Source organism: Novosphingobium aquae (genome assembly GCF_037572715.1).
GTDB lineage: Bacteria > Pseudomonadota > Alphaproteobacteria > Sphingomonadales > Sphingomonadaceae > Novosphingobium > Novosphingobium aquae.
The window spans coordinates 112,899-133,729 of the sequence record NZ_JBBHJY010000005.1 but is presented as its reverse complement, the minus strand read 5'-3'; the positions used below and the strand labels follow the sequence as shown (position 1 = coordinate 133,729).

The window sequence follows — 20,831 nt, the reverse complement described above, 5'->3', positions numbered from 1 at the left end:
GCGTTGGTCATTGTCCCTTGCTGCCGGAGCGTCCGAAAGTCTTGCCGAGCAATGGGCCGATCGGCTCGGACGGGGCGCTGGCGATGTCATAGCCGATGAAGGCCAGCATGAACTGCAGCCCCATCAGGATCGGCAGGACCGCCAGCATGACCGTGCCGATGGGGGTGGCAACTCCCGCCTGCAGGTTGACGATCCAGGTTATCCCGCCAAGCAGCAGGCCGAACAGCAGCATCAGCGATCCGACGACGAGCTCGATCGAGGCAACCGAAAAATCGCGCAGGAAATAGCTGTAGGTGATGCGCTTGAAGGTGTTCACCAGGTGGCGGCCAAAGAAGTGCGGCACCATCTTCACCGGATTGAGGCTGGAATTCTCGCCATCGTAGACCGCGCGCATCGGCAGGTCGATCACGCGGGCGCGCAGCGTGCCGAGCCGGAACAGCATGTCGCTTTCAAAGAAATAGCGCCGCGCGATCTTCTCGAACGGCAGGTTCGCTGCCACTCGCGCATCGATCGCGACATAGCCGTTGTTGGGATCGAATAGCGACCAGTACCCGGTCGACAACTTGGTCATGAAGGACAGCGCCAGATTGCCCAGCAGGCGGCCTCGCGGCATGCCGCGTGCGTCCTCAGGGCTGAAGAAGCGGTTGCCCTTCACATAGTCGGCGCGGCCCGCGGCAATCGGCGCGGCGAACAGCGGGATCAGGGCCGGGTCCATCTGGCCGTCGCCGTCGATCTTGATGATGATGTCCGCGCCGTCCGCCAACGCCGCGCGCATACCGGTCAGCACCGCGCCGCCCACGCCCTGATTGGCATCGTGGCGCAGCACTTTCACGCGCGGATCGGTGCATTCGGCGGCAATCCGCTCGCCCGACTTTTCCGGGCAGCAATCGTCAACCGCATAGATCGCGGTGCATTCCGGGCCGATGCGGGCGATGACGCTCAGCACCTTGTCGGCCACGCGGTAGCACGGCAGGACGGCGGCAATGCGCAGGCTGGATGCCGCGCCCGTCATACGACGGCGTTCATGCAGTAGATCAGGTTGAAATCGGGCGAAGCGAAGCCCAGCGGCCACCATGCCTCCTTGCGGTTGGGCAAGTGATAGCGCAGGAGCTGGCGCAGGTTGTAGATCGAATTCACATGCTCGCGCGCCATGTAATAATCGTAGTCCAGTCCGGCAGCCTGCGCGCGCCGGCGCGGGCCGAAATGGCGGCCCAGTCGCCATGCCAACCCGGGATCGCAAGGCAGGATCAGCGACAGCGTGCCGCCCGGTTTCAGCACCCGCACCCATTCGGCCAGCGCGAGGTGCGGTTCCGGAATGTGTTCGAGAACGTGGGTGGCGATCAGCCGGTCAAAGGTGCCATCGGCAAAGGGCAGGGCGCCACCTTCGAGCCGTTGCAGCTCCACACCCTCACGCAGCGGCCTGGTCTGCGCTGCGGCGATCAGGTCGGCGTTCATGTCCGAGGCGATGTAGCGGTCAAAGCCGTGCCGGATCGATTGCAGGTGCACCATCGTGCCTGCGCCCACCTCAAGCACTTGTCCGAAGCGGCGGTTGGGCCCGAAATCGCGTTCAAGCAGCGCGTGGCTGCGCATCAGCACCGATCCGGCCATGTTGGCGTCATAGTTGGACTGGTCGTAATTGCCCGCCCAGGCAGCCGTCATCGCCCCGAAATCGGGAAGCGGGACAAAGCCGCGCCGTGCCGTTCCGGCTTCAATTTCACTCATCGCGCGTTCCCGCTTCCCCGCCAGCGATACATGCGCCGGGCATCTACCTGTTTGGCAAGCTTTCTGCAAACCGGCGGGGTCACTCGATTTCGGCACGGCAAAGCGGACCCTGCCGGTTGGGCCCCCGCCGGTTGGGGCTAAGTCACCCGCCCCTATCGACTTGGTTCGCGCCATGAGCCATCAGCGCTTCGCAGGCGAGCAGGCACGTTGGGCCGGGCAACATGGAGGTCGGGGCATGACGAACAACCAGGTGGCGGCGCTGCTCGGCATTTCGGCGCTGCTGGCTGCGGGACAGACCCTGTTCAAGGTCGCTGCACTGAAGCTGAAGGGCGCGGGAGAGGCGAGCGCCGACATGTTGGCGCTGGCGCTGATCCCCAGTTTCTGGCTGGCGCTGGTGCTTTATGGCCTTGGCACATTGCTGTGGATCTACATTCTGCAGACAGTGCCGCTCAGCCGCGCCTATCCGTTCATGGCGCTGGCCTTTGTCATGGTGCCGCTGCTCGCCGTGGCGTTCTTCGCCGAGCGGCTCAACCTGACCTATATCATCGGCGCCTTGCTGATTGTTGCCGGAGTGGTGGTGACCGCGCGTGCCTGATCCGGTCGCAGGAGTGTCGGCAGCGGACGCGCGGGTCCTTCGCCTGTTCACCTGGCTGGCCCCTGCGCTCTACCTGCTCTTCGCGCTTGTCACGCCGCCGTTCCAGACGCCGGACGAACAGCAGCACCTGTTCCGCGCGTGGCAACTCAGCACGTTTCAGCTCATTGGTGAGCGGCAGGGCGAGATTTCGGGTGGCTACCTGCCCGCAGGCGTGGTTCACGCCGCCGCGATCGAGCTTGGCAGCACCAAACCGCACGACAAGAAGGTATTCCAGCCAACCGGGTGGGGCGAACGCTTCGCCCGCGCCACGCCGATCGGGGCAAATGAACCGCTGGTCTTTACCAATTTTGTCGGCTCGGTGTCCTATTCGCCGGTCGGCTATGTGCCGCAAATCATGGCGGTGTGGGCGGGCAGGGCGCTTGACCTGCCGGTTGAATGGATCGTGCGGCTGGGCCGGGTGCTTAACGCCGGGCTGACTTTCGTCCTCCTGCTTTTCGCGTTGCGCGCCCTGCCGCTAGGGCGGCAGGTGCTGATGCTTATCGCCTTGCTGCCGATGACGGCGGCCTGCGCCGGATCCTTTGGGCAGGACGGTCTGGTCATCGGAGCCAGCGCCTGGCTCGTCGCGCTGTGCCTGCGCGCGGTGCTCTCAGGCGCCTGGCAGCGTGAAGACGTTGTGCCGGCCGTGCTGCTGACGTTGGTCGTCACGCTGGCCAAATTTGTCTACCTTCCGCTAGCGGGTCTTGCGTTGCTATTGACGAAGAAGGGCGGCCGCCTGCGGATTGGTTGGCCCAGTCTGATTGCCATTGCGCTTGCTGCGGCCGGGCTGCTGCTCTGGGTCATGCCCAACGGCGATCTCGTCGTGCGGTCCAAGCCGCAACTGGCGGTTCCATCCCAGCAGCTCGCCTATATGGTGCATCACCCCTGGGCGTTTCCGCAGGCGTTCGCCAGTACCTTTGACCCGCATGGGCTCTACCTGGTCCTACGGAGCCTGGGATGGTTTGCCTGGTTCAATGTCGGCCCGGTGATGTCCAGCCTTTTCCTTACCCTCCCGGCCTTGGCACTGGTGATGTGGATGGGAGACCGGCGCGCGCGCGACTTGCTACCGCTCTGGCGGGTCTGGTCGCTGGTGATCTGCGCGGGCGTGTTCGTAGTGATCGCCTTGTCGATGTATCTCGCCGCCACCCCGCTGGGTGCCCGCCACATCTACGGCGTCCAGGGCCGCTACCTGCTGCCCTTCCTGCTTCCCTTGCTGCTGTGCTTTATGCCGCCCCGGAAAAAGCCGCCGGCAGCGTGGTTGGTCAATGTGGTCGCCGGGACGTTGGTGCTGGCCAATGTCACCGCGCTTGGCGCAATTGCGCAGGCGTTTTATCGCTGATCGCTCCATCTGCCTTGACTCGGCCGCGACCCGCCACTAACGGCGCTGCTTCCAATTTCGCGGGTTCTTGCTCGCACCAACCAGATTCGCGGGCTCGACCGCACCCGAGGAAACCATGAAGATTCGCAACAGCCTCAAGTCGCTCAAGGGCCGCCACCGGGACAACCGCGTGATTCGCCGCCGTGGCCGGACCTACGTGATCAACAAGACCAACCGCCGCTTCAAGGCGCGCCAGGGTTAATTCCCTGCGGGCCGGGACCATTCCCGGCCGGTTTGTCAACGGCCCGCCTCCCAGCCGGAGCGCGGGCCGCTGTCATGTCTGGAGTGCGTGAATTGTCTGGTCATCCCGCACCTGTCGAAGCGCCCCCCGTTCAAGCGGTCGTCTTCGATGTCGGCCGTGTCCTGTTCGAATGGGACCTGCGCCACCTCTTCGCCAAACTGATCGCCGATCCGGCAGAGCTTGAATGGTTCTGTACCACTGTCGTCACCCCGGAATGGCATTTCCAGCATGACGAGGGTGTGTCGCTGTCGGTCATGGTGCCGGCGCGCAAGGCCGAATTTCCCGACCACGCCGATCTGATCGACGCCTATGCGGCGCGCTTTGGCGAATCGATCCCCGGGCCGGTCCCCGGCTCGATCGAGATCGTCGACGAACTGGCCGCGCGCGGCGTGCCGCTGTTCGCCATAACCAATTTCGGGGCGGAATTCTGGCCCGACTTCCGCGCGCGCGAACCGGTATTCCGGCACTTCCGCGATGTCATTGTCTCTGGCGACGAGAAGCTCGCCAAGCCCGACCCCGCAATCTACCACCTCGCCGAACGCCGCTTCGGCGTGCCGCGCGAAGCCATGCTGTTCATTGACGACAACGCCGCCAACATCACGTCGGCGGCGCGTCTGGGGTGGCAGGTCCACCACTTCACCGGGGGGGCTGAGGGGCTAGCGGCGGACCTGCGGTCTAGGGGCCTGATTACTTAGCGTTGCACTTGGCCAGGTCGTCGGCCGAGAATTCCTTGGCACCCGAAGCAAAGCGCGACACTTCGCCGAATTCCTTCGCCACGCGCTGGCAGGTGAGCACCGGGCGGCCGCCCGAATTTGCCGCCGTGCAGCGGTCGCCCGCGCACTTCCACAGGACATCACCGAGGATCTGCTGCTTCGGCGCAGAGAGCGGCTGAGCGAGCGTGGCGACGTTGCCGCCGCTGGCAGCAAAGGCCGGGGCAGCGGCAAACGAAACGGCGGCGACATGGGCGAAAATGGCAAGCGGGATTGCCCGCGAAAGCACGGTCTTCATCTCGGTTCTCCTGTTGCAATCGCGTCCGGGGAGGAGCGCGCAGATTTAAGTTGCGAATCGATACTTATAATGGTTAGTTGCGATATGCAACCCATTTCCGACAAAATTTCCCAAGTGCCCGACAACGCGTTACACAGCCCCATGGGCAAAGTGCGCGAACAGCTCGACGATCAGGATTGCGGCCTGCCGCTCGCGCTTGAGGCGATGGGCGATCGCTGGTGCTTCATGATCCTGCGCGCCGCATTGAACGGCGTTCAACACTTCGAGGATTTCCTCAGCGCCACCGGCATCGCCCGCAACATCCTGTCCAACCGGCTCCTGCGGCTGGTGGAAAGCGGTATTCTCCAGCGCCAGCAGATGGAGGACGATCGCCGCAAGGTCCTTTACCGCCTGACTGACAAGGGGATGGACCTGCTTCCCGCCATGCTCGCGCTGCGCCAGTGGGGCGAGAAATACGGGCTGGGTGTGCCGTCGAACCCGGTGCTGGTCGACAAGCGCGATTGCCTGCCGATCCAGCCGATCGCCGTCCACGCCCACGATGGCCGTGTGCTGGCGAAAGAAGACCTGCAGTGGCTCGATAAGGCGAACCTCGGCAAGGCTGGCGAGCCGTGCTCCGGCCCTGCCGAAGCTGACCTGCCGGGTTGGCGGGGTGACATGCTCTGCTAGGATCGGGCGCATGAACCGCCGATTCGTCCTCATCGCCGCGCCGCTCCTGCTGGCGCTCACCGCCGCCGCCCCGGCCAAGCGCCGGGCTCCGCCTCCACCGCCGCCGATCGCGGACCATGTGACGATCAACCTCGTCACCACGCTCGGCACAATCCAGATCGAACTCGATCACAAGCACGCGCCGCTGACCACGGAGAACATCCTGCGCTATGTCGACCAGCGCCGGCTCGACAATTCCTCGTTCTATCGCTCGATGCGCCTTGCCTGGGGCACGCCGCCCAACGGGCTGATTCAGGGCGGGGTGCAGATGGACCGCAAGCGCACGCTGACGCCGGTGGCGCATGAACCGACCACGCAGACGGGCCTCAAGCACAAGGCCGGCGCGGTCAGCCTCGCACGCAATGCGCCGGGTACCGGCATGGCCGAATTCTCGATCCTGCTGTCTGACCTCGAATCGCTCGACGCTGATCCGAAGGGCACTACGCCCGATGCCCAGGCCGGCTTCGCAGTGTTCGGCAAAGTCACCAGCGGTATGGACGTGGTCCGCAAGATCTGGGATTCGCCGCTGAGTGCCACAAAAGGTCAGGGCTCGATGAAGGGCTCGATGATCGACGTTCCGGTAAAGATTCTCACCGTGCGGCGGGCAGCGGTTGCGCCGGTGCCACCGCCATCCCTGCCAAAGCCCTAAAGCTCTAGCACCACCGTTACCGCATCACCCTCGCCGAGGGCCTCGGCCTTGCGCACGGATGCCTTGACGGGGAGCATCCAGCCTTCAGACTTGGACGGGAAGACCGAGGTGCGAAAGGCGCTGTCGCCGATCGTTGCGAGCACCTTCAGCGATCCGAACCCGCGCGACAGCCCCTCCATTCGCCGCATCAGCGCCGTGGCGGACAGTGCCTCGCCCGCCTCGCCATCGATGGTCATGAAGTGCCAGGTGCCGCCCGTGCCACCGGTCCAGCGCCACAGGGTGCCGGTGTGGGTGAGTATCTCCATCACCAAACTACCTCGTCATCCCCTCGCAGGCAGGGATCCATCGACGCCGGCCTGGATGGATCCCTGCCTGCGAGGGGATGACGAACTGGGTGGCTGCGAAGCGATCTCACTTCACGCGCCGCACCGGCACCGGGATGTTGCAAACGTCCGCACCGCCCGCCGGCCGGATGAAGAAGGCATCGCGCCGGTTGGCCCGCGCATCGGCGTATTGCGCGAAGCTGCCGCTCTCGGTGGAGAGGAATTCATAGGTGGGCAGGCCCGCCACTTCGTTGCCGATGCGGACCGAGCGAATCTTCGTCCGCTCCTTTGCGGTCCTGTAGAACCCCAGCGCCTCCGTCCCGCGCGGCAGCGAGGAGAGGTGCTCGATCCCTTCGATCACCCGGCCGACCACCGCGATGTTGCGATCAAGGTGGCGCGGCGCGTGGCCGATCACGGTGTAAAGCTCCGCGCCGGTGCCGGTGTCGGGCGAGAGGTTCCGACCTACGCCGACCATGCCGTAGCAGTGGACGGGCCAAGCACGAGCTTCGAAATCCAGATTATCATGAGCAACCGGCCAGCCCATAAATGGCGCCGACTGGAGTGCATAGCTGTCACCGCCAATGGCATTTCGGATCGCGAGAATATTTTCCCGTACCTTCGATTTTTCTCTTTTCGCAAAAAAGTCCCTGATTTCAGCCTCAGAAGATCCTCCAACCCACACTTTGGTCATATCTGCATGGCTGATCGTATACGCACTCTCCGGCACCTTGGCCAAACCCGCCGGTAGCGCCTTCTTCTCGGTCGCATCGCCCCACTGCACGACATAATTGTCCTGCACCCGGTTCACGCTCGTCCCGTCCCAGAACCGCGCGGCGGCGAGCTTGCGGATATTGCCGACCCAGCCTTGCGAGAACGGCGGCGGCATCAGCTGGATCACCACGCGGCGTGGCTTGCCCTCGGCGTCCGGGGCAAGGTCCATGACCAGCAGATCTGACGGCGCGATTGTCGTCCAGTCCGCCTTTGGCGCAGCTGCGACGATCTCCGACGGGGCGAGCGCGGGGGCCGGCTTGTCCTGCGCACCGATGGGTGCGGCGGCGATCAGGGCGAGGGTGAGGGCGGTGAAGGTCTTCTGCATGCCGCGCATCCTGCCAGCATCGCGCTTGATTGCAACCAGGCCCACCCCCGACCCCTCCCGCAAGCGGGAAGGGAGCGAGACTTGTCCGAACCGCAGGTGAGGCTAGTCGAAGCGGGGTGGGCCACTCACCGCGAGCTTTCCTCCAGCCCGTGCATGTCCGCATCAGACAGGCCAAAATGATGCCCGACCTCATGAATCAGCACATGGCTCACCAGATGCTCCAGCGTCTCATCCCCGCGCGCAATCCATTCATCGAGGATGGGGGAGCGGAACAGCCGGATGCGGTCCGGCATCACGCCGCTGACGGCGAGGAACTTCTCGCCCACCGGCACGCCTTCGTAGATCCCGGTCAGGTCATAGGGATCATCAACGCCCAGCCCTGCCAGCGTCGCCTCGTCAGGAAAGTCCTCCACCACCAACCGCACCCCGTTCAGGTGGGCGCGAAAGGCATCGGGCAAGTCCTCGATGGCTTTACGGGCGATGGCATCAATCTCGTCCAGCGAGGGCGGCAGGGCAAAGGTTCGGTTCATGGCTCAAAGATAGGAAGCAAAGCCCCCACCGCAACGCTTGCGCATCGCCGCCCATAAAGCTAGGGCGCGCCTTCCAGTGCATGCGGAGCGGTGGCCGAGTGGTCGAAGGCGCTCGCCTGGAAAGTGAGTATACGTCAAAAGCGTATCGAGGGTTCGAATCCCTCCCGCTCCGCCACGCAGTCTGTCTCTGACATGAGAGCGTCCGACTTCCGCTCAATTTCGCGCTGTTCTGCGTACTCTGGCAGTACATTCCGTACCAAGAGAGAAACTCACGGCACCGATTTGCCTTGATCCCGGCGCTCATTCTCTGCGGTCTGTGTCGGTGGTACGTTTTTGCATATCTCTTCAAAACGGTCATCGCCGAGCATGGTCAACGATTTCAGCTGGCTGATGAACGTCGTCCTGCCTGGGCCAATTCCGGGCGACACATTCCGTGTTACAACCCGATAAACAGGGAAAAGTCGAAAAAGTACACGGAAACGAGGCGGTCGCCGGGCTAAATCGCCTGATTTGTGTGAAGTTCGCTGGAGGTCATAGAGGATTGGAACACGGAAAAAATTGGTGGCTATCACGGACCCGAAAATGCGGGGTCCCGCTGAATAAAATTCAAAGGCAGGTTACGAGGCGCTTGCTTTTCCGAAGGCACGTGTCCATTTTGGCTCGACATTGACCTGATACGGTGCGGCGCCAAGCGTCGTGCATGTGGGCCCCAAGCTTCCTGGGGTCAGGTCTTGCTTTCCGATCGGGGGCAGGACTTGGCGCGCGCTGACCTCCTCCGTCGGATGACCGACAGGAGGAAGCGAGCATGGCCAAGGACATCTGTAAAACGACAAAGCTGAAGAAACTGCTGCAAGAGACTTCGGCACAACGCCGTTCGTCAAACCAGGCCGCGAAGGACGTTGAGGCAGCCCGCCATATGCCGGGTCGGAATGATTTGCAGCCGAGGCTTCAAACGCTTTCCAGTCCGATAGATGCGCTCACGGTATCGGCGAACCGAACGCGCGAGACGACGCCCCAACTGCTCGAAAGCTTGATCCGGTCGATAAAGAAGTTCGGCATGATTACCCCGATCCTGATCGACCAGGATAATGTTATCGTTGCCGGGCATGCGATCTGGGAAGCGGCCCGAAAACTTGGCCTCGAAGAGATCGAGTGCCGTGTCATCGACCATCTCGATCCAATTGAGCGAGAGGCACTCGCGCTGGCGCTTAATCGCATCGGTGAGATCGGCAAATTTGATCTCGTCAAACTCCGCGAGAGGATTATCACCATCGAGTCCCACGGGATCGAGCTGATTTCGACGGGCTTCACTCTGCCTGAAATCGATCAGATCAAGTTCGTGCCGCTCGTTGAAGGGGCTGGGGAAGAGTCTGAGGCTGAGATTGAGGCTGAGACCCGCACAAGCCGGCTCGGGGATATGTTCAGGCTTGGCAGAAACAGGCTGCAATGCGGCGATGCACTCGACGAACGGTCGTATCGGCGCGTCCTTGGCGGCAGCCTCGCCCATGCGATATTCAGTGACCCCCCTTATAACTGCAAGATCGAAGGCTTCGTCGGCGGTCTCGGCAAGCACAAGCATGAGGATTTCATCAAATTTGCAGGTAAAGAGAGCGCTGAAGAATTTGCCATGTTCCTGGCCACCTATTTGCAGCTTTGCCGCACGTTCAGCAGTCCCGGCGCTGTTGTATTCGCCTGTATGGACTGGCGGCAGATCGAACTGCTTTTGACAGCTGGTAGCGAGGCCGGCCTTCATCGGATCAATATGGCGGTCTGGAACAAGGGCTCGGGCGGGATGGGCGGCCTGTACCGTTCGGCCCACGAACTTATCACGGTCTTCTGCAATGGCAAAACGCCGATAACCAACAATGTCGAGCTTGGCGTCCACGGACGTGACCGCACAAATGTCTGGACCTATGCAGGTGCGAACAGGCGGGGTTCATCTGCCAGTCTCGCCTTGGCCGATCACCCAACCCCGAAGCCCGTCGAACTCGTTGTCGATGCACTTCTCGATGTTACCCGACCGGGAGATTCAGTTCTCGATCCTTTCATGGGTTCCGGGACAACAATCATAGCTTGCGAGCAATGCGACCGGGTGGGTTACGGCATCGAACTCGATCCAAAATATGTCGACCGCGCGATTAACCGCTGGGAGGCGCTGACCGGCGAAAACGCGGTGCACATCGATAGTGGACTGACCTTTGCCGAACTGCTGGAGCAGCGCGCTGAGCATCAGGTGGAGATTGGAGATGTCTAAATCCGGCCCGCCTTCAAAGCCGTCCAAGCCCGTGAAGTCCGACCAATCGTCCAAATGGGGCAAAGGCAAAACCGACCCGGATAGCTGGTGGCAAAAGGGTGGACCGTCCCCCAACCCGAAAGGCCGACCGAAGGGATCAAAGAACCAGAAAACCCTCTACAAGGAGGCGTTCGAGGTGAAAATCACAGCGCAGGTGGATGGCCAGCCGAAGACCATGACCAAAAAGGAGCTGGCCTATCATCAGCTTGCTCAAAAGTCCGCTAGCGGCGACCTCAACGCATTCAAGATACAAAAGGAACTCGACGAGAAATTCGACCCTCCAGAAGTAGCGCTTCCGTCTCCAGAGGAATCGGCCGCAGACCAAGCGACGTTCGAGGCCTGGCTGGCCCTGCGCGAGAAATTCAAAGTATTCAAGAAAGCGCCGGATTCATAACGTGACTGATGCGCTTGACCTTCAACGGATCGTCGACGGCTTATGTCGAAGCGATTTTCGCTCGTTCGCGATCCGTGCTTTCCCCGTGATCGAATCGCGTCAGCTCGACCAATCAGCCCATATCGATATCATCTGTCGGCTTCTCGAAAAGGTATATGCTGGCACGGTGCGGCGCGCCCTCGTCTGCATCCCGCCACGCTACCTGAAAACTTATCTGATATCGCTCGCCTATACCGCGTGGCTGCTCGGCAAGAACCCTGCGGCACGTATTATCTGCGTTTCATATGGTGCGCAGCTGACTGAGAAGTTCAGTGCCGATACGCTGCGATTGATGCGCTCGTCCTGGTATCGGCGCATATTTCCGGGAACTGTCCTCGATCCGAAGAAGCAGACTGTTACCGAGATAGGTACAACTGCGGGCGGCTACCGTTTTGCAACTTCGATCGGAGCTACGCTCACAGGTCGTGGTGCCGACATCATCATCATCGACGATCCGCTCAAGGCTAATGAGGCGCATTCCCCTACGGCTCGCCAAAACTGTGTCGATTGGTTCAACTCTTCGATTCATACCCGCTTCGACAATCCGAAAGAGGGTAAAATCATTGCCGTAGCCCAGCGCCTCCATGCCGAAGATTTGCCGGGCCATCTTATCGAGATAGGAAGTTGGGAAACCTTGGTACTGCCCGCGATCAATCCTGTGCAGCAGAACTATGACATCGTCGCCGATGGTTTGAAGGCCAGGTTTGACGCAGGCCGCATCCTTCAGCCTTCGCGCCACGACGAGATGGATCTGGCCCTGCTCAAGAAGGAAATGGGCGAGCACGATTTCGAAGCCCAGTTCAATCAGCGGCCCATTCTCCCTGGCGGCGCGATTTTCAAGAACTCCTGGATCAATCGCGATGACAAGCGGCCCGGGCCCGAAAAAATCGAGGCAATAATCCAGAGCTGGGATACCGCATATCAGGGCGATGAAACAAACTCCTACACGGTTTGCACAACGTGGGCGAAATGCCCGGACGGTTACCATTTGCTGGACGTTTGGCGCGATCGCCCGGCCTTCTCCGATCTCCTGAAACAGGTCTATGCCCTGAAGGCCAAGTGGAACGCGACAATCGTTATCGTTGAAAAGGCGGCGAGCGGCATCAGCTTGATTGAGGAGATCAACAAGGATGGGCTAGTCCTGTGGCTGCTCTATAAAGGCCCTGCAAAGGGCAAGGTCGAACGTGCCGAACAGCAGTCCGTCAAGTTTGAGCAAGGCCTGGTGTGGCTGCCCCGGGAAGCCGACTGGCTGCCGGCTTATGAGTCCGAGCTCTTTCAGTTTCCGCACTCAAAATTCAACGATCAGGTTGACTCAACGGTGCAACTTTTGTCAGCGACCGACGCTCACACGTTTCACCACCGGCTCAAGATGTTGGCTTGAAGCGCGGCCAGCATGATTGCCCTACGCGCTACAGAAACATTTTCAGCAGTGGTCGTCGTACCCAGAACTGCTCGACTTGCTGCAACTTCCAAGCCATTGCCAAGCACATGCGCACAAGCATTTCACACCCGCTGGAGATCGCTTCGGTTCGGCCCGCTCCCGGCTTTGGCCGGGTGGGGATCACGTTTTGCCCGGGCAAACAGCAGCCCTCCGCGTTGACGGGTTCGTGGCAGCGTGACCTCAAGCTCGATGTCGAGGCGATTGCTGACTTTGGTGCCGCCGCGGTGGTCACGCTGATCGAAGATCATGAGTTCGAAGAGCTTGCGGTTCGAGGCCTGGGCGATGAGGTGCGCCGGCAACATATGGAGTGGGTGCACCTCCCGATTGCCGACATGGGAACGCCGAGCTCTGCGTTCGAACGGCGATGGTGCGAAGCAAGCCCTGGCTTGCATGCACGGCTGCGGGATGGGTTCGACGTCGTGGTTCACTGCAAGGGCGGGCTCGGGCGGGCAGGAACGATCGCTGCGCGGCTGCTGGTCGAACTGGGAATGTCGCCGACCCATGCAATCGCGCAGGTGCGGGATGTCCGCCCCGGCGCTCTCGAAACGCAAGAGCAGATGCAATATGTCCATCGTCTGCCAGGGCCGGTTGCCGGGCCGACGCCGCGGACAGATGACGAAGCTATCCGCGATCGCGCCGTCGGTGCATTACTCGGCCTTGCAGTAGGCGACGCGCTTGGCACCACACTCGAGTTCAAGGGCCGCGACACCTACCCCCCGCTTACCGATATTGTCGGCGGCGGCCCGTTCAGTCTCAAGCCCGGGCAGTGGACCGATGATACAGCTATGGCGCTCGCGCTCGCCGAGAGCCTCGCGCACTGCGATCCGTTCAGTCCAACTGACCTGATGCATCGGTTCGTGGCCTGGCGGCGAGAGGGCGAGTACTCCTGCACCGGCTCATGTTTCGACATCGGGGTTACAACGTCTGCCGCACTTGGCCGCTTTGAGCGGACCGGGGATCCGTTCGCCGGTTCGATTGACCCCCAAACTGCCGGTAACGGTTCGCTCATGCGCCTCGCGCCGGTCGCAATCCGCTATTGGCGCGACCACTCCATTTTGCGGCAGGTGGCCATCGACCAGAGCCGCACCACGCATGGCGCGCCTGAGGCTGTGAGCGCATGCGCGGCATATGCGGGCATGCTGGCCGATGCGATCGCCGGGGTGCCGCGCGAAGGCGTGCTGTCGCAGCAAAGCGACGGCTATGCTGGCTCTGTGGCAAAAGTCGTGCGCGGCTCCTGGCGCGGCAAGGCGCGAACTTCGGTGCGCTCGGGCGGCTATGTGGTTGAATCGCTCGAAGCTGCGTTATGGGCGATCGGACGGACCAGCGACTTTCGCGGCGCGGTGCTGACCGCAGCAAATCTGGGTGACGACGCAGACACCACCGCGGCTATTGCGGGGCAGCTCGCAGGCGCGCTGTATGGCGCCGATGCAATCCCCCGCGAATGGCTGGAAAAGCTTGCCTGGCGGGAGCGGCTCGAGAAGCTCGCCGCCACGCTGTTTGACTGCAGCATGACGCCGGACTGAGCTAGTCTTCCCGATTTGCACCAGGCGCAAAACGAGCGGGCTGCTGCTGCTCGAATCAACGGGCCGCTGAGTAGACTTCAGCTCACCTGTTACCTCAACGGGCCGCCCTCATCCTGCCAATGCCAGAAACGCGCGAGGGATCGGTTGCCCGCGTTGATCGAACAGGTGCCGACTAATCACGTCCCGCAGATTTGCAGACATCCACCCGGGCGTAAGCGCCATGATCACATAGGTGCGGTCTTCGACTTCGGTCTCTTCGGCGACCAGATGTGAATTGGCCCGGCGCAGGGTGCGCAGGACCTTATGGAAGCACTGGACGCCTTGCGCGTAACCCAGGTTGAGGAAGCGGAGCTCGAACCGGCGTTGTCCGAGCGGGTCAATTCCATCGACCCGTATCGGCGAATGGTAGGGTTGATCGCCGTATCCCGGGTACATGGTCAGTCCGTACCACGAGTCCCGCTCGAGCGTGAACCGGAGTGCCGATGACGCGGGTTCAGCCATGGGTTACTCGCTCAGCGCTGTCGGCATTGGCGTCATTGACCGAACGGATCACGGTTTCGATCGCGGCAACGAAGTCGTCGTGATGCGCCGGCAGCAGCTGCCCGATCCGGGGCGCCGACCTGCCCTTGACGGCCACGAAGCTGTTGCCAGGTTCGTCGATCACCGCGCCGCCAACCAGCGAAGCAAGCGTCGCGAAGTACTGCCGCCAAATCCTGTCGGGGAGGCTCCAGGCCGCGGGGTTCGCCCAGAACTGGCCGTTCTTGGCGATGTAGCCGAAGTTGATCGGCTTCTCGCAGTCCGCAAGGTCGGCCTTGAGATTGAGACTGGCCTTGAGGTCGGCGTAGACACCCAGCGGCTCAAGAGCGGCCAGGAAAGTGCGGATCGCCGATGGCAAGGCCGGGTCCTGTTCGGCAAGCTTCTCCCAGAACTGGGCCATGCTGATCGACTGGGCCTTCTGCGGGGCATCCTGCGGTACCGGTTCGATGACCGCTCTGCCCCGCTCGAGCCGGACAATCCCGCGCTCGATCATCACCGTCTTGGCAAGCGTGCTTGGAATCGCGAGGATGTCGCCGGTCTCGTTGTTGCGCCATGTCGCCAGCTCAACCAGTGCGAACGTAAAATGCGCTCCGGCGTGGCTTTGCAGCAGGCCACTCAGCGCCTCGGTCTCGCTGCGGATTCCATCGCCCAGAACAATCGCCAGCATCCGTCCGCGCTGAAGATTGAGCGAGACGGCATCGATGAAGGCTGGCTCGTCGAGCGCTTCGGGATTGTCAGCAACAAGGTCGTAGAGCCGTTCAGGCGCCGATTGACCGCGCGCGACCGCAGCCTCGAAGGCTTCAAACGACATCGACGTCAGCGCAGCTACATAGTCGAGCACCTGCCCCACGACCTCGCGGCGCATCTGGCTGTTGCGCCACAGCTTGGTCTCGATCAGCACGATGTCGCCGGTGGGCGTGAGGTAAAGGTTGTCGATGATGCCATGCCCGCAAGGGACCTCCCGGGCCGCGGCAATCAGTTCGCCAAACCCGGGCTCGATGTCCGGGATCGGCAGGATCGCGGGATGGAGGTGGATCAGTTCCTGCAGCCAGCTCTCGGTGAAGGTCCCGTTGCCCAGGTGAATGCGCTCGAGGGGGGAGCGGAGGTTGTCCGCCCTCACCAGAACCGGAACTGCCAGTGACCTTGCCATGGCGACAGCTGTGCTCGAAGTGCGTGGGGCAGTCCAGTCAAAATGAGACTTATAAGTCGTGGGCTGATCAGCCGCACTGCATGATCCCTGCGCGGTATGGACATCCGCGTGCGCATTGGCTGGAACGTGAGGCGCCTGCGCGCAGAACTGGGCATCACGCAGGAAGATTTTGCCACCGATAGCGGGTTCGATCGCGGCTATATCAGCGGTGTCGAACGCGGCGTGCGCAATCCCTCGGCCCTGGTGCTGGCTCGCATCGCAGGCGCGCTTCAGGTTGATCCGGCGGACCTGCTCGACAGCGCGAAGGCGGCGGCCTTTGCCAGGGCCTCCCGGCGCCAGTAGCACTGCGCGTGCCGGCTACCGTGTCAGCGCATCCAGCACGATCATCATCGCTTCGGTATCACGGCGGCAATAGTCGAGCAGGGCGCCTTGCAGAAATTCCTGACGCTCGGGCTGTGTGGCGGGATCGATTGCTTCGAGATAGCCCGCCTGGGCATCGGTACCGGACCTGACCTCGACCAGGCTGCTGTAGCCTTCCGGGTCGAGCGTAGGCAGCACGCTCTTCAGTGACCAGCTGCCCATCATGTCGCGGTGGTAGTAATGGCGCCGCGCTACTGGCAAAGGGTCGACCAACCGCTCGGCCAGGCTGGTCAGGGCGGGGGCCAGGTCAGGGAATAGAGCGGCGAGTTCCAGAAGGCGGCTATGCTCGAACCCGGCGTGCCATGCGATCACCGCCCGCCATGCCCATGCTGCGGTGGACACATGACCATCATCGACACCTTCGCCCGCTGGTGCCAGGCACGCGCGCCGCCATCACCGACGCCGCCACTCCGGGAGAACGCGCCATGATCCGGCATGGCTTAGCCTGCATGACGGTCGCGCCCATGGCGCATCGGCCGATGCCCCCGCGCGTGCCTGTCCCGGGATTGAACACGGCGCAGCGCATACTGGGCCGCAAGGCCAACGCCGCTGGCGGTCTGACGCCGGGCAAAATCACGCTGATCCAACCAATGATGGCACTACCGGCGCGGCAACGCTTACCAGCCAGGACCATCCCAAAGCCTATTTACCCATAGACCAGTGCGTGGGGCCCGCGGGTTCCTGCACTGGAGGCTTTCGTACGCAAGCGCCCGAAACCCTTCACAGACCCAGTCGTTCAGATCAGCTAGGGCGAACGTCTGCTCCTGACCGAAGCTGCCGATGGAGCGCTCCGAAGCAGACCATCAGGAAGGCGCCCCCATCCCGGCCATTCCGGGCCCGCTCCGCCGATCATGAAGTTGCCGTTCGTTCATCTTGTTGAAGTGGCGGGGAAGCACGGCCGACATTGAGCACTTTTCTGCCCCACTGCCTTACTCATCAAAATCCCGGAGGCGCTCGTCGATGCAACAGAATGGGAAATTGGGGTTGCGCGGAATAGATTCGATCAGGCTTGGAGTGGCCGAGTCTAGGCCGTCTCCCTTGCGCGTCCCCCGGGGACAACTCCGCGTGGAAATCAAGAAGCCGTTGGACATACTGCGAGAAATGTCGCTAGATCGCTGAGCAAATCAAGAGGGATCCTGCCCGATTAGGCAGAGGCGGACTGCGCTGAGGTAATGAGAACTAGTAAAGAGGCCTTCCATTTCGTCGACCTCTTCGCTGGGCTGGGGGGGTTCCACGTCGCCCTCAATGAGTTGGAGGGGCGTGGTGTGTTCGCTGCAGAGAGGGAGCCCAAACTGAAGGCGCTCTATAAGTTCAACTTCGGCGTCGACGCTTGGGGTGACCTTAATGAGTTGAGCAGCGACCAAATAATATCTCTCAACGTGCCAGATCACCACGTCCTTACCGCGGGTTTCCCTTGCCAACCTTTCTCTAAAGCAGGAGACCAGTTGGGCTTTAAGGACACAAGTCAGGGCAATCTCTTCTTCAAGGTGCACGACATTTTGCGCGTCAAGAGGCCACCACACTTCATCTTGGAGAATGTGCCTAATATCCTCAAGCACGACGGCGGCCGCACCAGTATCACGATCATTCGCCTGTTGGAGGAGCTTGGCTACTCCGTCGCAGTAGAGCACTTCTCCCCCCACGATTTCGGCATCCCACAGGTACGAGACCGCGCATACTTCGTAGGATCACTTCAGGGGCTCGATCATTTTGAGTGGCCAGCGAAGCATAAAGGTTCAACCGAAATCCAGTGGGTGCTGAGTCAGAGAGGGCATTCCGGGCGCGCCATCCCCGAACAGACACTGCGTGCCATTGACATGTGGGGCGACTTCCTGCGCCGCTCACCGACTTCGCTGAAGTTGCCTTCTTTCCCGATCTGGTCGATGGAGTTTGGGGCAACCTATCCCTTCCAGGACGAGACTCCAGCAGGGGTTTGGGTTCGCAGACCTGTGCGGGGTCTTAGTCGGATGGGTTTCAAGGGCAGCTTCGGCCAGTCCCTTGACTGCGCGCTCGACGAACAAACTGCGAGGATACCTAGCCACGCTAACCGCCCGGCCGATTTGAATTTCCCGCAGTGGAAGCGGACTTTTATCAGGCAAAATCGCGAGTTTTACCAGGCAAACCGCCACTGGATTGATCCCTGGATCGCAAGATGGAGCCCACAAAGCTTCCCGTCTAGCTTTCAGAAGATGGAGTGGAATGCGCAGGGTGAGGACCGTGACATTGACAACTTCGTACTACAGGTGCGTGCGTCAGGACTGCGAGTCAAGCGTCCCACCACCTCCCCAAGTCTCATCGCCTTCACGCAGACCCAAGTGCCCATTCTCGGTGCTAACCTCGCCGGCGAACGCCGTTACATGACACCAGCCGAATGCGCTGAGCTTCAGAGTCTCGGAGGTATCCAGCTGCCCGCGTCCGACATCGACGCGTACAAGGCCTTGGGGAATGCAGTGAACGCTCGCGTTGTCAAAGCAATAGCTGAACGGTTGTTGCAAGGGCTCATCCGGCCTCCCTCGAGCATCACCTCTGACCTCGAACCGTTAAGAGCTGCTGAATGACTGATCACATCGAACATGAAAACGACTGCGACGAGGAAGACCCGCGGGGCCTTTTCCTAGAAAGCATTGCCGAAGGGCTGGCAACTCTCTCCGAGGCTTCTGACACGCCGAACGGCGTTGATCCCGTTTCGTCAATTTTCAGCAGCGATGACGTCGACTTTACCTCGGACGCGTGGATGAACAAAATCGCTGAGGTTCAAGGCTGGCTGAGCCTAAGCGAGGACCTTCCAATAACAGGCGGCGAACGATTCCTTCAGGCACTAATCGATGAATTCGACCTAGAACCCAACGACCTCCTTGCTCCCGGAGGTGCCAACCCGCCGCTCAGTCTTTGCGCGCTCGAGCGCCTTAACGAGCGCGTGGATGCAGCCGTACGGCTTCAGAAGAATTATCTTGAAGAACTTGAGACCAAGGGCACTAACCGCGGAAGCGCTACCCAGTCGTGGGCGGACGCGTGGGCCGAGATCGACGCGGGCGACGAAGCGGTGACCCCGGAGCCGGTCACGGCAAAGGCGGCAGTATGGCCGATCTTCCAACTTACCAAGAAGCCCCCAAACCTGACGCCGTCGTACCAGCGTGGTGACGTATGGGCTAATGGCGACAGGCAGTCCCTGATGGAGTCCATCCTGCGTGGTGTTCCTTTGCCATCCGTCATTCTGCTGCGAACCGGACCATCTACGCCGCATGAGGTGGTCGACGGCAAGCAGAGGCTCACGGCCATCCTCCGGTTTGTGGGAAAGCACCCCGTCGCTAAGCAGAAGGTTGCAGAGGTCACCGCTCGGCACAAAGATAAAAAATTCAACGATGAAGGACGTCTTGATGACCAGGGCAAGAGGGATCTGACAGATCTATTCGATGACGATTACCCTGCGTTTCGCCGTGCTTGGAAAGCGCTAGAAGGTAGCCCACTCAAATCCACAGATGAGAACGAATATTACTTCCCATTCAAGCTGCGAACGACCGGAGACGGCGGGCTGGTTGGCCCCTACCTCGAACCTCTCCGGGGAAAGTACTACACGCAGATTAAGGGTCGGGAGATCAACGTCGCTAATCAGCAAATTGTCGTCGAAGCGTTATTCGAGGACCCGGTGGACTACACCGTTCCCGTCATTGAATATACTCAGGCCAGCCAAGCCCAAATCCATGAGGTCTTTCGCCTCTACAACAAGCAGGGCGTACACTTGAATGCTGAGGAGATCCGGAACGCCGTCTACCACGAGGTCGAACTTACTCGCGCGACCCTTGCCGCCGCCGGCGACGCCGACCCAAACACTGATGTCGCCAAAATTTCCAAATCGCTTGCCGGTATTGACAATCTTGGCCGCCTAGGTGCCGCGCTAACGGACTACGGTTTTGGGGGCACACGCTACAAACGCACTAAGGTTCTCGCTTGGGTCATCTCGGTCTTAGTGCACGACAGCAAGGAGGTCACCACAGAGGGCATCAAAGAGAAAGACTTGGCATCGACTAGCCGCAACATCGACGATTTGCTTAAGGCTATTCAGAAGAATGGTTCGCATCCCCTAACCCAATCATCGACGTTAACCAGGCTGTTCTCGCTGCTGCTAAAGGCTGTGGAACTCCACTCATCGCACGATGAGTTGTGGTCTGATCGCTTCAAGGATGGCGGCAAGGGAGCCAAGTGGCAGGAACTCCAACTCGTAGGTTCCCTCGTTGGCATTACCATGGCCTTGGCGGCCTCGCCAGACGACATCGAGGGCCGCATCGAGGCCAATGCAGATGCTATCCGAACGGCGAGCGAGGAATCCGCGGACTGGCAACGCCCCGAAAAGACGCAGACCAAAACCCAGTGGGACTACATCGCCAAAATCACCACAAGTCTCCTCGAAATACTGGGACTGGACCCTGATCAAGCAGCTGAGGCAATACGTCTGCAGTTCGGGACCTCCGGCTACGCATCGTTGCAGCGGATGCGCATCAAGCCGAAAAGTTGAAAGCGGTGCCAGGACATTCCCAACTCGTCGAGAACGTCTACTTCAATCCACCCTCTCCCCAAGAAGCGGACTCATGGTGGGAGAGGTACAAGGCTCAACTCGTCGGATTGACTGACACAGCGCGTGCTTCAGTTGAAGCGGACTCTCGCTACATTCTGAAGTACGGGATATTGGTAACCGACACCGCTAAGCCCGAAGAGTGGGCATTCCGCCGCTCGCGCACGGGACTTGTCATGGG

22 protein-coding genes, 1 tRNA gene and 1 pseudogene are annotated in these 20,831 nt (G+C 61.2%); 15 read left to right on the top strand and 9 right to left on the bottom strand.

The window, feature by feature from the left end; translation table 11 throughout:
- Window positions 1–7: 7 nt before the first annotated feature.
- Both WG900_RS11235 and WG900_RS11230 read right to left on the bottom strand, forming a co-directional pair.
- Window positions 8–1,012, bottom strand: a complete 1,005-nt coding sequence (locus WG900_RS11235; RefSeq protein ID WP_339967163.1) for a glycosyltransferase family 2 protein — start codon at window positions 1,010–1,012, stop codon at window positions 8–10.
- A complete protein-coding gene (locus WG900_RS11230; RefSeq protein WP_339967162.1) occupies window positions 1,009–1,722 on the bottom strand; it encodes a class I SAM-dependent methyltransferase in 714 nt (237 codons plus the stop codon). Before WG900_RS11230 ends, WG900_RS11235 begins: the two co-directional genes overlap by 4 nt.
- A 235-nt stretch (window positions 1,723–1,957) precedes the next feature.
- Here WG900_RS11230 and WG900_RS11225 point away from each other — a divergent pair, with 235 nt between their 5' ends.
- From WG900_RS11225 to WG900_RS11210, 4 genes are all read left to right on the top strand, one after another.
- Window positions 1,958–2,317 carry an EamA family transporter gene (locus tag WG900_RS11225; protein ID WP_339967161.1) on the top strand — a complete coding sequence of 120 codons (360 nt, stop codon included), beginning with the start codon at window positions 1,958–1,960 and terminating at the stop codon, window positions 2,315–2,317.
- Window positions 2,310–3,692 carry a DUF2142 domain-containing protein gene (locus WG900_RS11220; RefSeq protein WP_339967160.1) on the top strand — a complete coding sequence of 461 codons (1,383 nt, stop codon included), beginning with the start codon at window positions 2,310–2,312 and terminating at the stop codon, window positions 3,690–3,692. Before WG900_RS11225 ends, WG900_RS11220 begins: the two co-directional genes overlap by 8 nt.
- Before the next feature lie 115 nt (window positions 3,693–3,807).
- A complete protein-coding gene (gene ykgO, locus WG900_RS11215) occupies window positions 3,808–3,933 on the top strand; it encodes a type B 50S ribosomal protein L36 (RefSeq protein WP_004210176.1) in 126 nt (41 codons plus the stop codon).
- Window positions 3,934–4,025: 92 nt separating this feature from the next.
- Window positions 4,026–4,667: an HAD family hydrolase gene (locus WG900_RS11210; protein ID WP_339967159.1), complete on the top strand. Its 642-nt coding sequence runs from the start codon at window positions 4,026–4,028 to the stop codon at window positions 4,665–4,667.
- On the opposite strand, the gene WG900_RS11205 is transcribed toward WG900_RS11210, so the two are convergent.
- Window positions 4,660–4,980, bottom strand: a complete 321-nt coding sequence (locus tag WG900_RS11205) for a CC_3452 family protein (protein WP_339967158.1) — start codon at window positions 4,978–4,980, stop codon at window positions 4,660–4,662. The genes WG900_RS11210 and WG900_RS11205 overlap by 8 nt on opposite strands.
- A gap of 141 nt (window positions 4,981–5,121) precedes the next feature.
- On the opposite strand from WG900_RS11205, the gene WG900_RS11200 reads away from it, so the two are divergent.
- Window positions 5,122–5,646 carry a winged helix-turn-helix transcriptional regulator gene (locus tag WG900_RS11200; RefSeq protein ID WP_339967157.1) on the top strand — a complete coding sequence of 175 codons (525 nt, stop codon included), beginning with the start codon at window positions 5,122–5,124 and terminating at the stop codon, window positions 5,644–5,646.
- 10 nt (window positions 5,647–5,656) lie between these two features.
- Complete coding sequence (locus WG900_RS11195) at window positions 5,657–6,334, top strand: peptidylprolyl isomerase (protein ID WP_339967155.1); 678 nt, start codon at window positions 5,657–5,659, stop codon at window positions 6,332–6,334.
- On the opposite strand, the gene WG900_RS11190 is transcribed toward WG900_RS11195, so the two are convergent.
- The 3 genes from WG900_RS11190 to WG900_RS11180 all read right to left on the bottom strand — a co-directional run bounded on the left by WG900_RS11190 (window position 6,331) and on the right by WG900_RS11180 (window position 8,283).
- On the bottom strand, window positions 6,331–6,639 hold the full coding sequence (locus WG900_RS11190; protein ID WP_339967154.1) for a DUF1905 domain-containing protein: 309 nt from the start codon (window positions 6,637–6,639) through the stop codon (window positions 6,331–6,333). The two genes, WG900_RS11195 and WG900_RS11190, sit on opposite strands and share 4 nt — an antisense overlap.
- Before the next feature lie 106 nt (window positions 6,640–6,745).
- Window positions 6,746–7,753, bottom strand: coding sequence for a peptidylprolyl isomerase (locus WG900_RS11185; RefSeq protein WP_339967421.1), 1,008 nt, complete (start codon window positions 7,751–7,753; stop codon window positions 6,746–6,748).
- A gap of 125 nt (window positions 7,754–7,878) precedes the next feature.
- Entirely contained in the window at window positions 7,879–8,283 is a 405-nt protein-coding gene (locus WG900_RS11180; RefSeq protein WP_339967152.1) for a metallopeptidase family protein, read from the bottom strand.
- An 84-nt stretch (window positions 8,284–8,367) separates the two neighbouring features.
- Here WG900_RS11180 and WG900_RS11175 point away from each other — a divergent pair.
- From WG900_RS11175 to WG900_RS11155, 5 genes are all read left to right on the top strand, one after another.
- Window positions 8,368–8,458: transfer RNA gene (locus tag WG900_RS11175), tRNA-Ser, on the top strand.
- A gap of 630 nt (window positions 8,459–9,088) precedes the next feature.
- Entirely contained in the window at window positions 9,089–10,537 is a 1,449-nt protein-coding gene (locus WG900_RS11170) for a site-specific DNA-methyltransferase (protein ID WP_339967151.1), read from the top strand.
- On the top strand, window positions 10,530–10,970 hold the full coding sequence (locus WG900_RS11165) for a DUF5681 domain-containing protein (RefSeq protein ID WP_339967150.1): 441 nt from the start codon (window positions 10,530–10,532) through the stop codon (window positions 10,968–10,970). Before WG900_RS11170 ends, WG900_RS11165 begins: the two co-directional genes overlap by 8 nt.
- 1 nt (window position 10,971) lies before the next feature.
- The gene (locus tag WG900_RS11160; protein WP_339967149.1) at window positions 10,972–12,390 is read left to right on the top strand and encodes a phage terminase large subunit family protein; all 1,419 of its coding nucleotides are present in this window, start codon (window positions 10,972–10,974) and stop codon (window positions 12,388–12,390) included.
- A gap of 107 nt (window positions 12,391–12,497) precedes the next feature.
- Window positions 12,498–13,973, top strand: a complete 1,476-nt coding sequence (locus WG900_RS11155; RefSeq protein WP_339967147.1) for an ADP-ribosylglycohydrolase family protein — start codon at window positions 12,498–12,500, stop codon at window positions 13,971–13,973.
- Window positions 13,974–14,081: 108 nt separating this feature from the next.
- On the opposite strand, the gene WG900_RS11150 is transcribed toward WG900_RS11155, so the two are convergent.
- Both WG900_RS11150 and WG900_RS11145 read right to left on the bottom strand, forming a co-directional pair.
- Window positions 14,082–14,474 (bottom strand): hypothetical protein, encoded by a 393-nt coding sequence (locus WG900_RS11150; RefSeq protein ID WP_339967145.1) that lies wholly within the window; start codon window positions 14,472–14,474, stop codon window positions 14,082–14,084.
- On the bottom strand, window positions 14,467–15,660 hold the full coding sequence (locus WG900_RS11145) for a PDDEXK family nuclease (RefSeq protein ID WP_339967144.1): 1,194 nt from the start codon (window positions 15,658–15,660) through the stop codon (window positions 14,467–14,469). The genes WG900_RS11150 and WG900_RS11145 overlap by 8 nt, the downstream gene beginning before the upstream one ends.
- Window positions 15,661–15,786: 126 nt before the next feature.
- On the opposite strand from WG900_RS11145, the gene WG900_RS11140 reads away from it, so the two are divergent.
- Complete coding sequence (locus tag WG900_RS11140; RefSeq protein WP_339967142.1) at window positions 15,787–16,002, top strand: helix-turn-helix domain-containing protein; 216 nt, start codon at window positions 15,787–15,789, stop codon at window positions 16,000–16,002.
- A gap of 15 nt (window positions 16,003–16,017) precedes the next feature.
- Here WG900_RS11140 and WG900_RS11135 read toward each other — a convergent pair whose 3' ends face one another.
- Complete coding sequence (locus WG900_RS11135) at window positions 16,018–16,392, bottom strand: DUF2779 domain-containing protein (RefSeq protein WP_339967141.1); 375 nt, start codon at window positions 16,390–16,392, stop codon at window positions 16,018–16,020.
- Between WG900_RS11135 and WG900_RS11130 the strand changes: the two are divergent.
- The 3 genes and pseudogenes from WG900_RS11130 to WG900_RS11120 form a co-directional block, all read left to right on the top strand.
- Window positions 16,381–16,509, top strand: a pseudogene (locus tag WG900_RS11130) (IS91 family transposase); the annotation flags it as partial. The gene WG900_RS11135 and the pseudogene WG900_RS11130 sit on opposite strands and share 12 nt — an antisense overlap.
- Before the next feature lie 743 nt (window positions 16,510–17,252).
- A complete protein-coding gene (locus WG900_RS11125; protein ID WP_339967140.1) occupies window positions 17,253–18,638 on the top strand; it encodes a DNA cytosine methyltransferase in 1,386 nt (461 codons plus the stop codon).
- Complete coding sequence (locus WG900_RS11120) at window positions 18,635–20,593, top strand: DUF262 domain-containing protein (protein ID WP_339967139.1); 1,959 nt, start codon at window positions 18,635–18,637, stop codon at window positions 20,591–20,593. The genes WG900_RS11125 and WG900_RS11120 overlap by 4 nt, the downstream gene beginning before the upstream one ends.
- Window positions 20,594–20,831 lie beyond the last annotated feature (238 nt).

Bases quoted from the DNA above. Each gene is read 5' to 3' on its own strand.
- WG900_RS11235 (WP_339967163.1), bottom strand. From the start codon at position 1,012: ATGACGGGCGCGGCATCCAGCCTGCGCATTGCCGCCGTCCTGCCGTGC.
- WG900_RS11230 (WP_339967162.1), bottom strand. From the start codon at position 1,722: ATGAGTGAAATTGAAGCCGGAACGGCACGGCGCGGCTTTGTCCCGCTT.
- WG900_RS11225 (WP_339967161.1), top strand. From the start codon at position 1,958: ATGACGAACAACCAGGTGGCGGCGCTGCTCGGCATTTCGGCGCTGCTG.
- ykgO (WP_004210176.1), top strand. From the start codon at position 3,808: ATGAAGATTCGCAACAGCCTCAAGTCGCTCAAGGGCCGCCACCGGGAC.
- WG900_RS11205 (WP_339967158.1), bottom strand. From the start codon at position 4,980: ATGAAGACCGTGCTTTCGCGGGCAATCCCGCTTGCCATTTTCGCCCAT.
- WG900_RS11200 (WP_339967157.1), top strand. From the start codon at position 5,122: ATGGGCAAAGTGCGCGAACAGCTCGACGATCAGGATTGCGGCCTGCCG.
- WG900_RS11195 (WP_339967155.1), top strand. From the start codon at position 5,657: ATGAACCGCCGATTCGTCCTCATCGCCGCGCCGCTCCTGCTGGCGCTC.
- WG900_RS11190 (WP_339967154.1), bottom strand. From the start codon at position 6,639: ATGGAGATACTCACCCACACCGGCACCCTGTGGCGCTGGACCGGTGGC.
- WG900_RS11185 (WP_339967421.1), bottom strand. From the start codon at position 7,753: ATGCAGAAGACCTTCACCGCCCTCACCCTCGCCCTGATCGCCGCCGCA.
- WG900_RS11180 (WP_339967152.1), bottom strand. From the start codon at position 8,283: ATGAACCGAACCTTTGCCCTGCCGCCCTCGCTGGACGAGATTGATGCC.
- WG900_RS11170 (WP_339967151.1), top strand. From the start codon at position 9,089: ATGGCCAAGGACATCTGTAAAACGACAAAGCTGAAGAAACTGCTGCAA.
- WG900_RS11165 (WP_339967150.1), top strand. From the start codon at position 10,530: ATGTCTAAATCCGGCCCGCCTTCAAAGCCGTCCAAGCCCGTGAAGTCC.
- WG900_RS11155 (WP_339967147.1), top strand. From the start codon at position 12,498: ATGCGCACAAGCATTTCACACCCGCTGGAGATCGCTTCGGTTCGGCCC.
- WG900_RS11150 (WP_339967145.1), bottom strand. From the start codon at position 14,474: ATGGCTGAACCCGCGTCATCGGCACTCCGGTTCACGCTCGAGCGGGAC.
- WG900_RS11145 (WP_339967144.1), bottom strand. From the start codon at position 15,660: ATGGCAAGGTCACTGGCAGTTCCGGTTCTGGTGAGGGCGGACAACCTC.
- WG900_RS11125 (WP_339967140.1), top strand. From the start codon at position 17,253: ATGAGAACTAGTAAAGAGGCCTTCCATTTCGTCGACCTCTTCGCTGGG.
- WG900_RS11120 (WP_339967139.1), top strand. From the start codon at position 18,635: ATGACTGATCACATCGAACATGAAAACGACTGCGACGAGGAAGACCCG.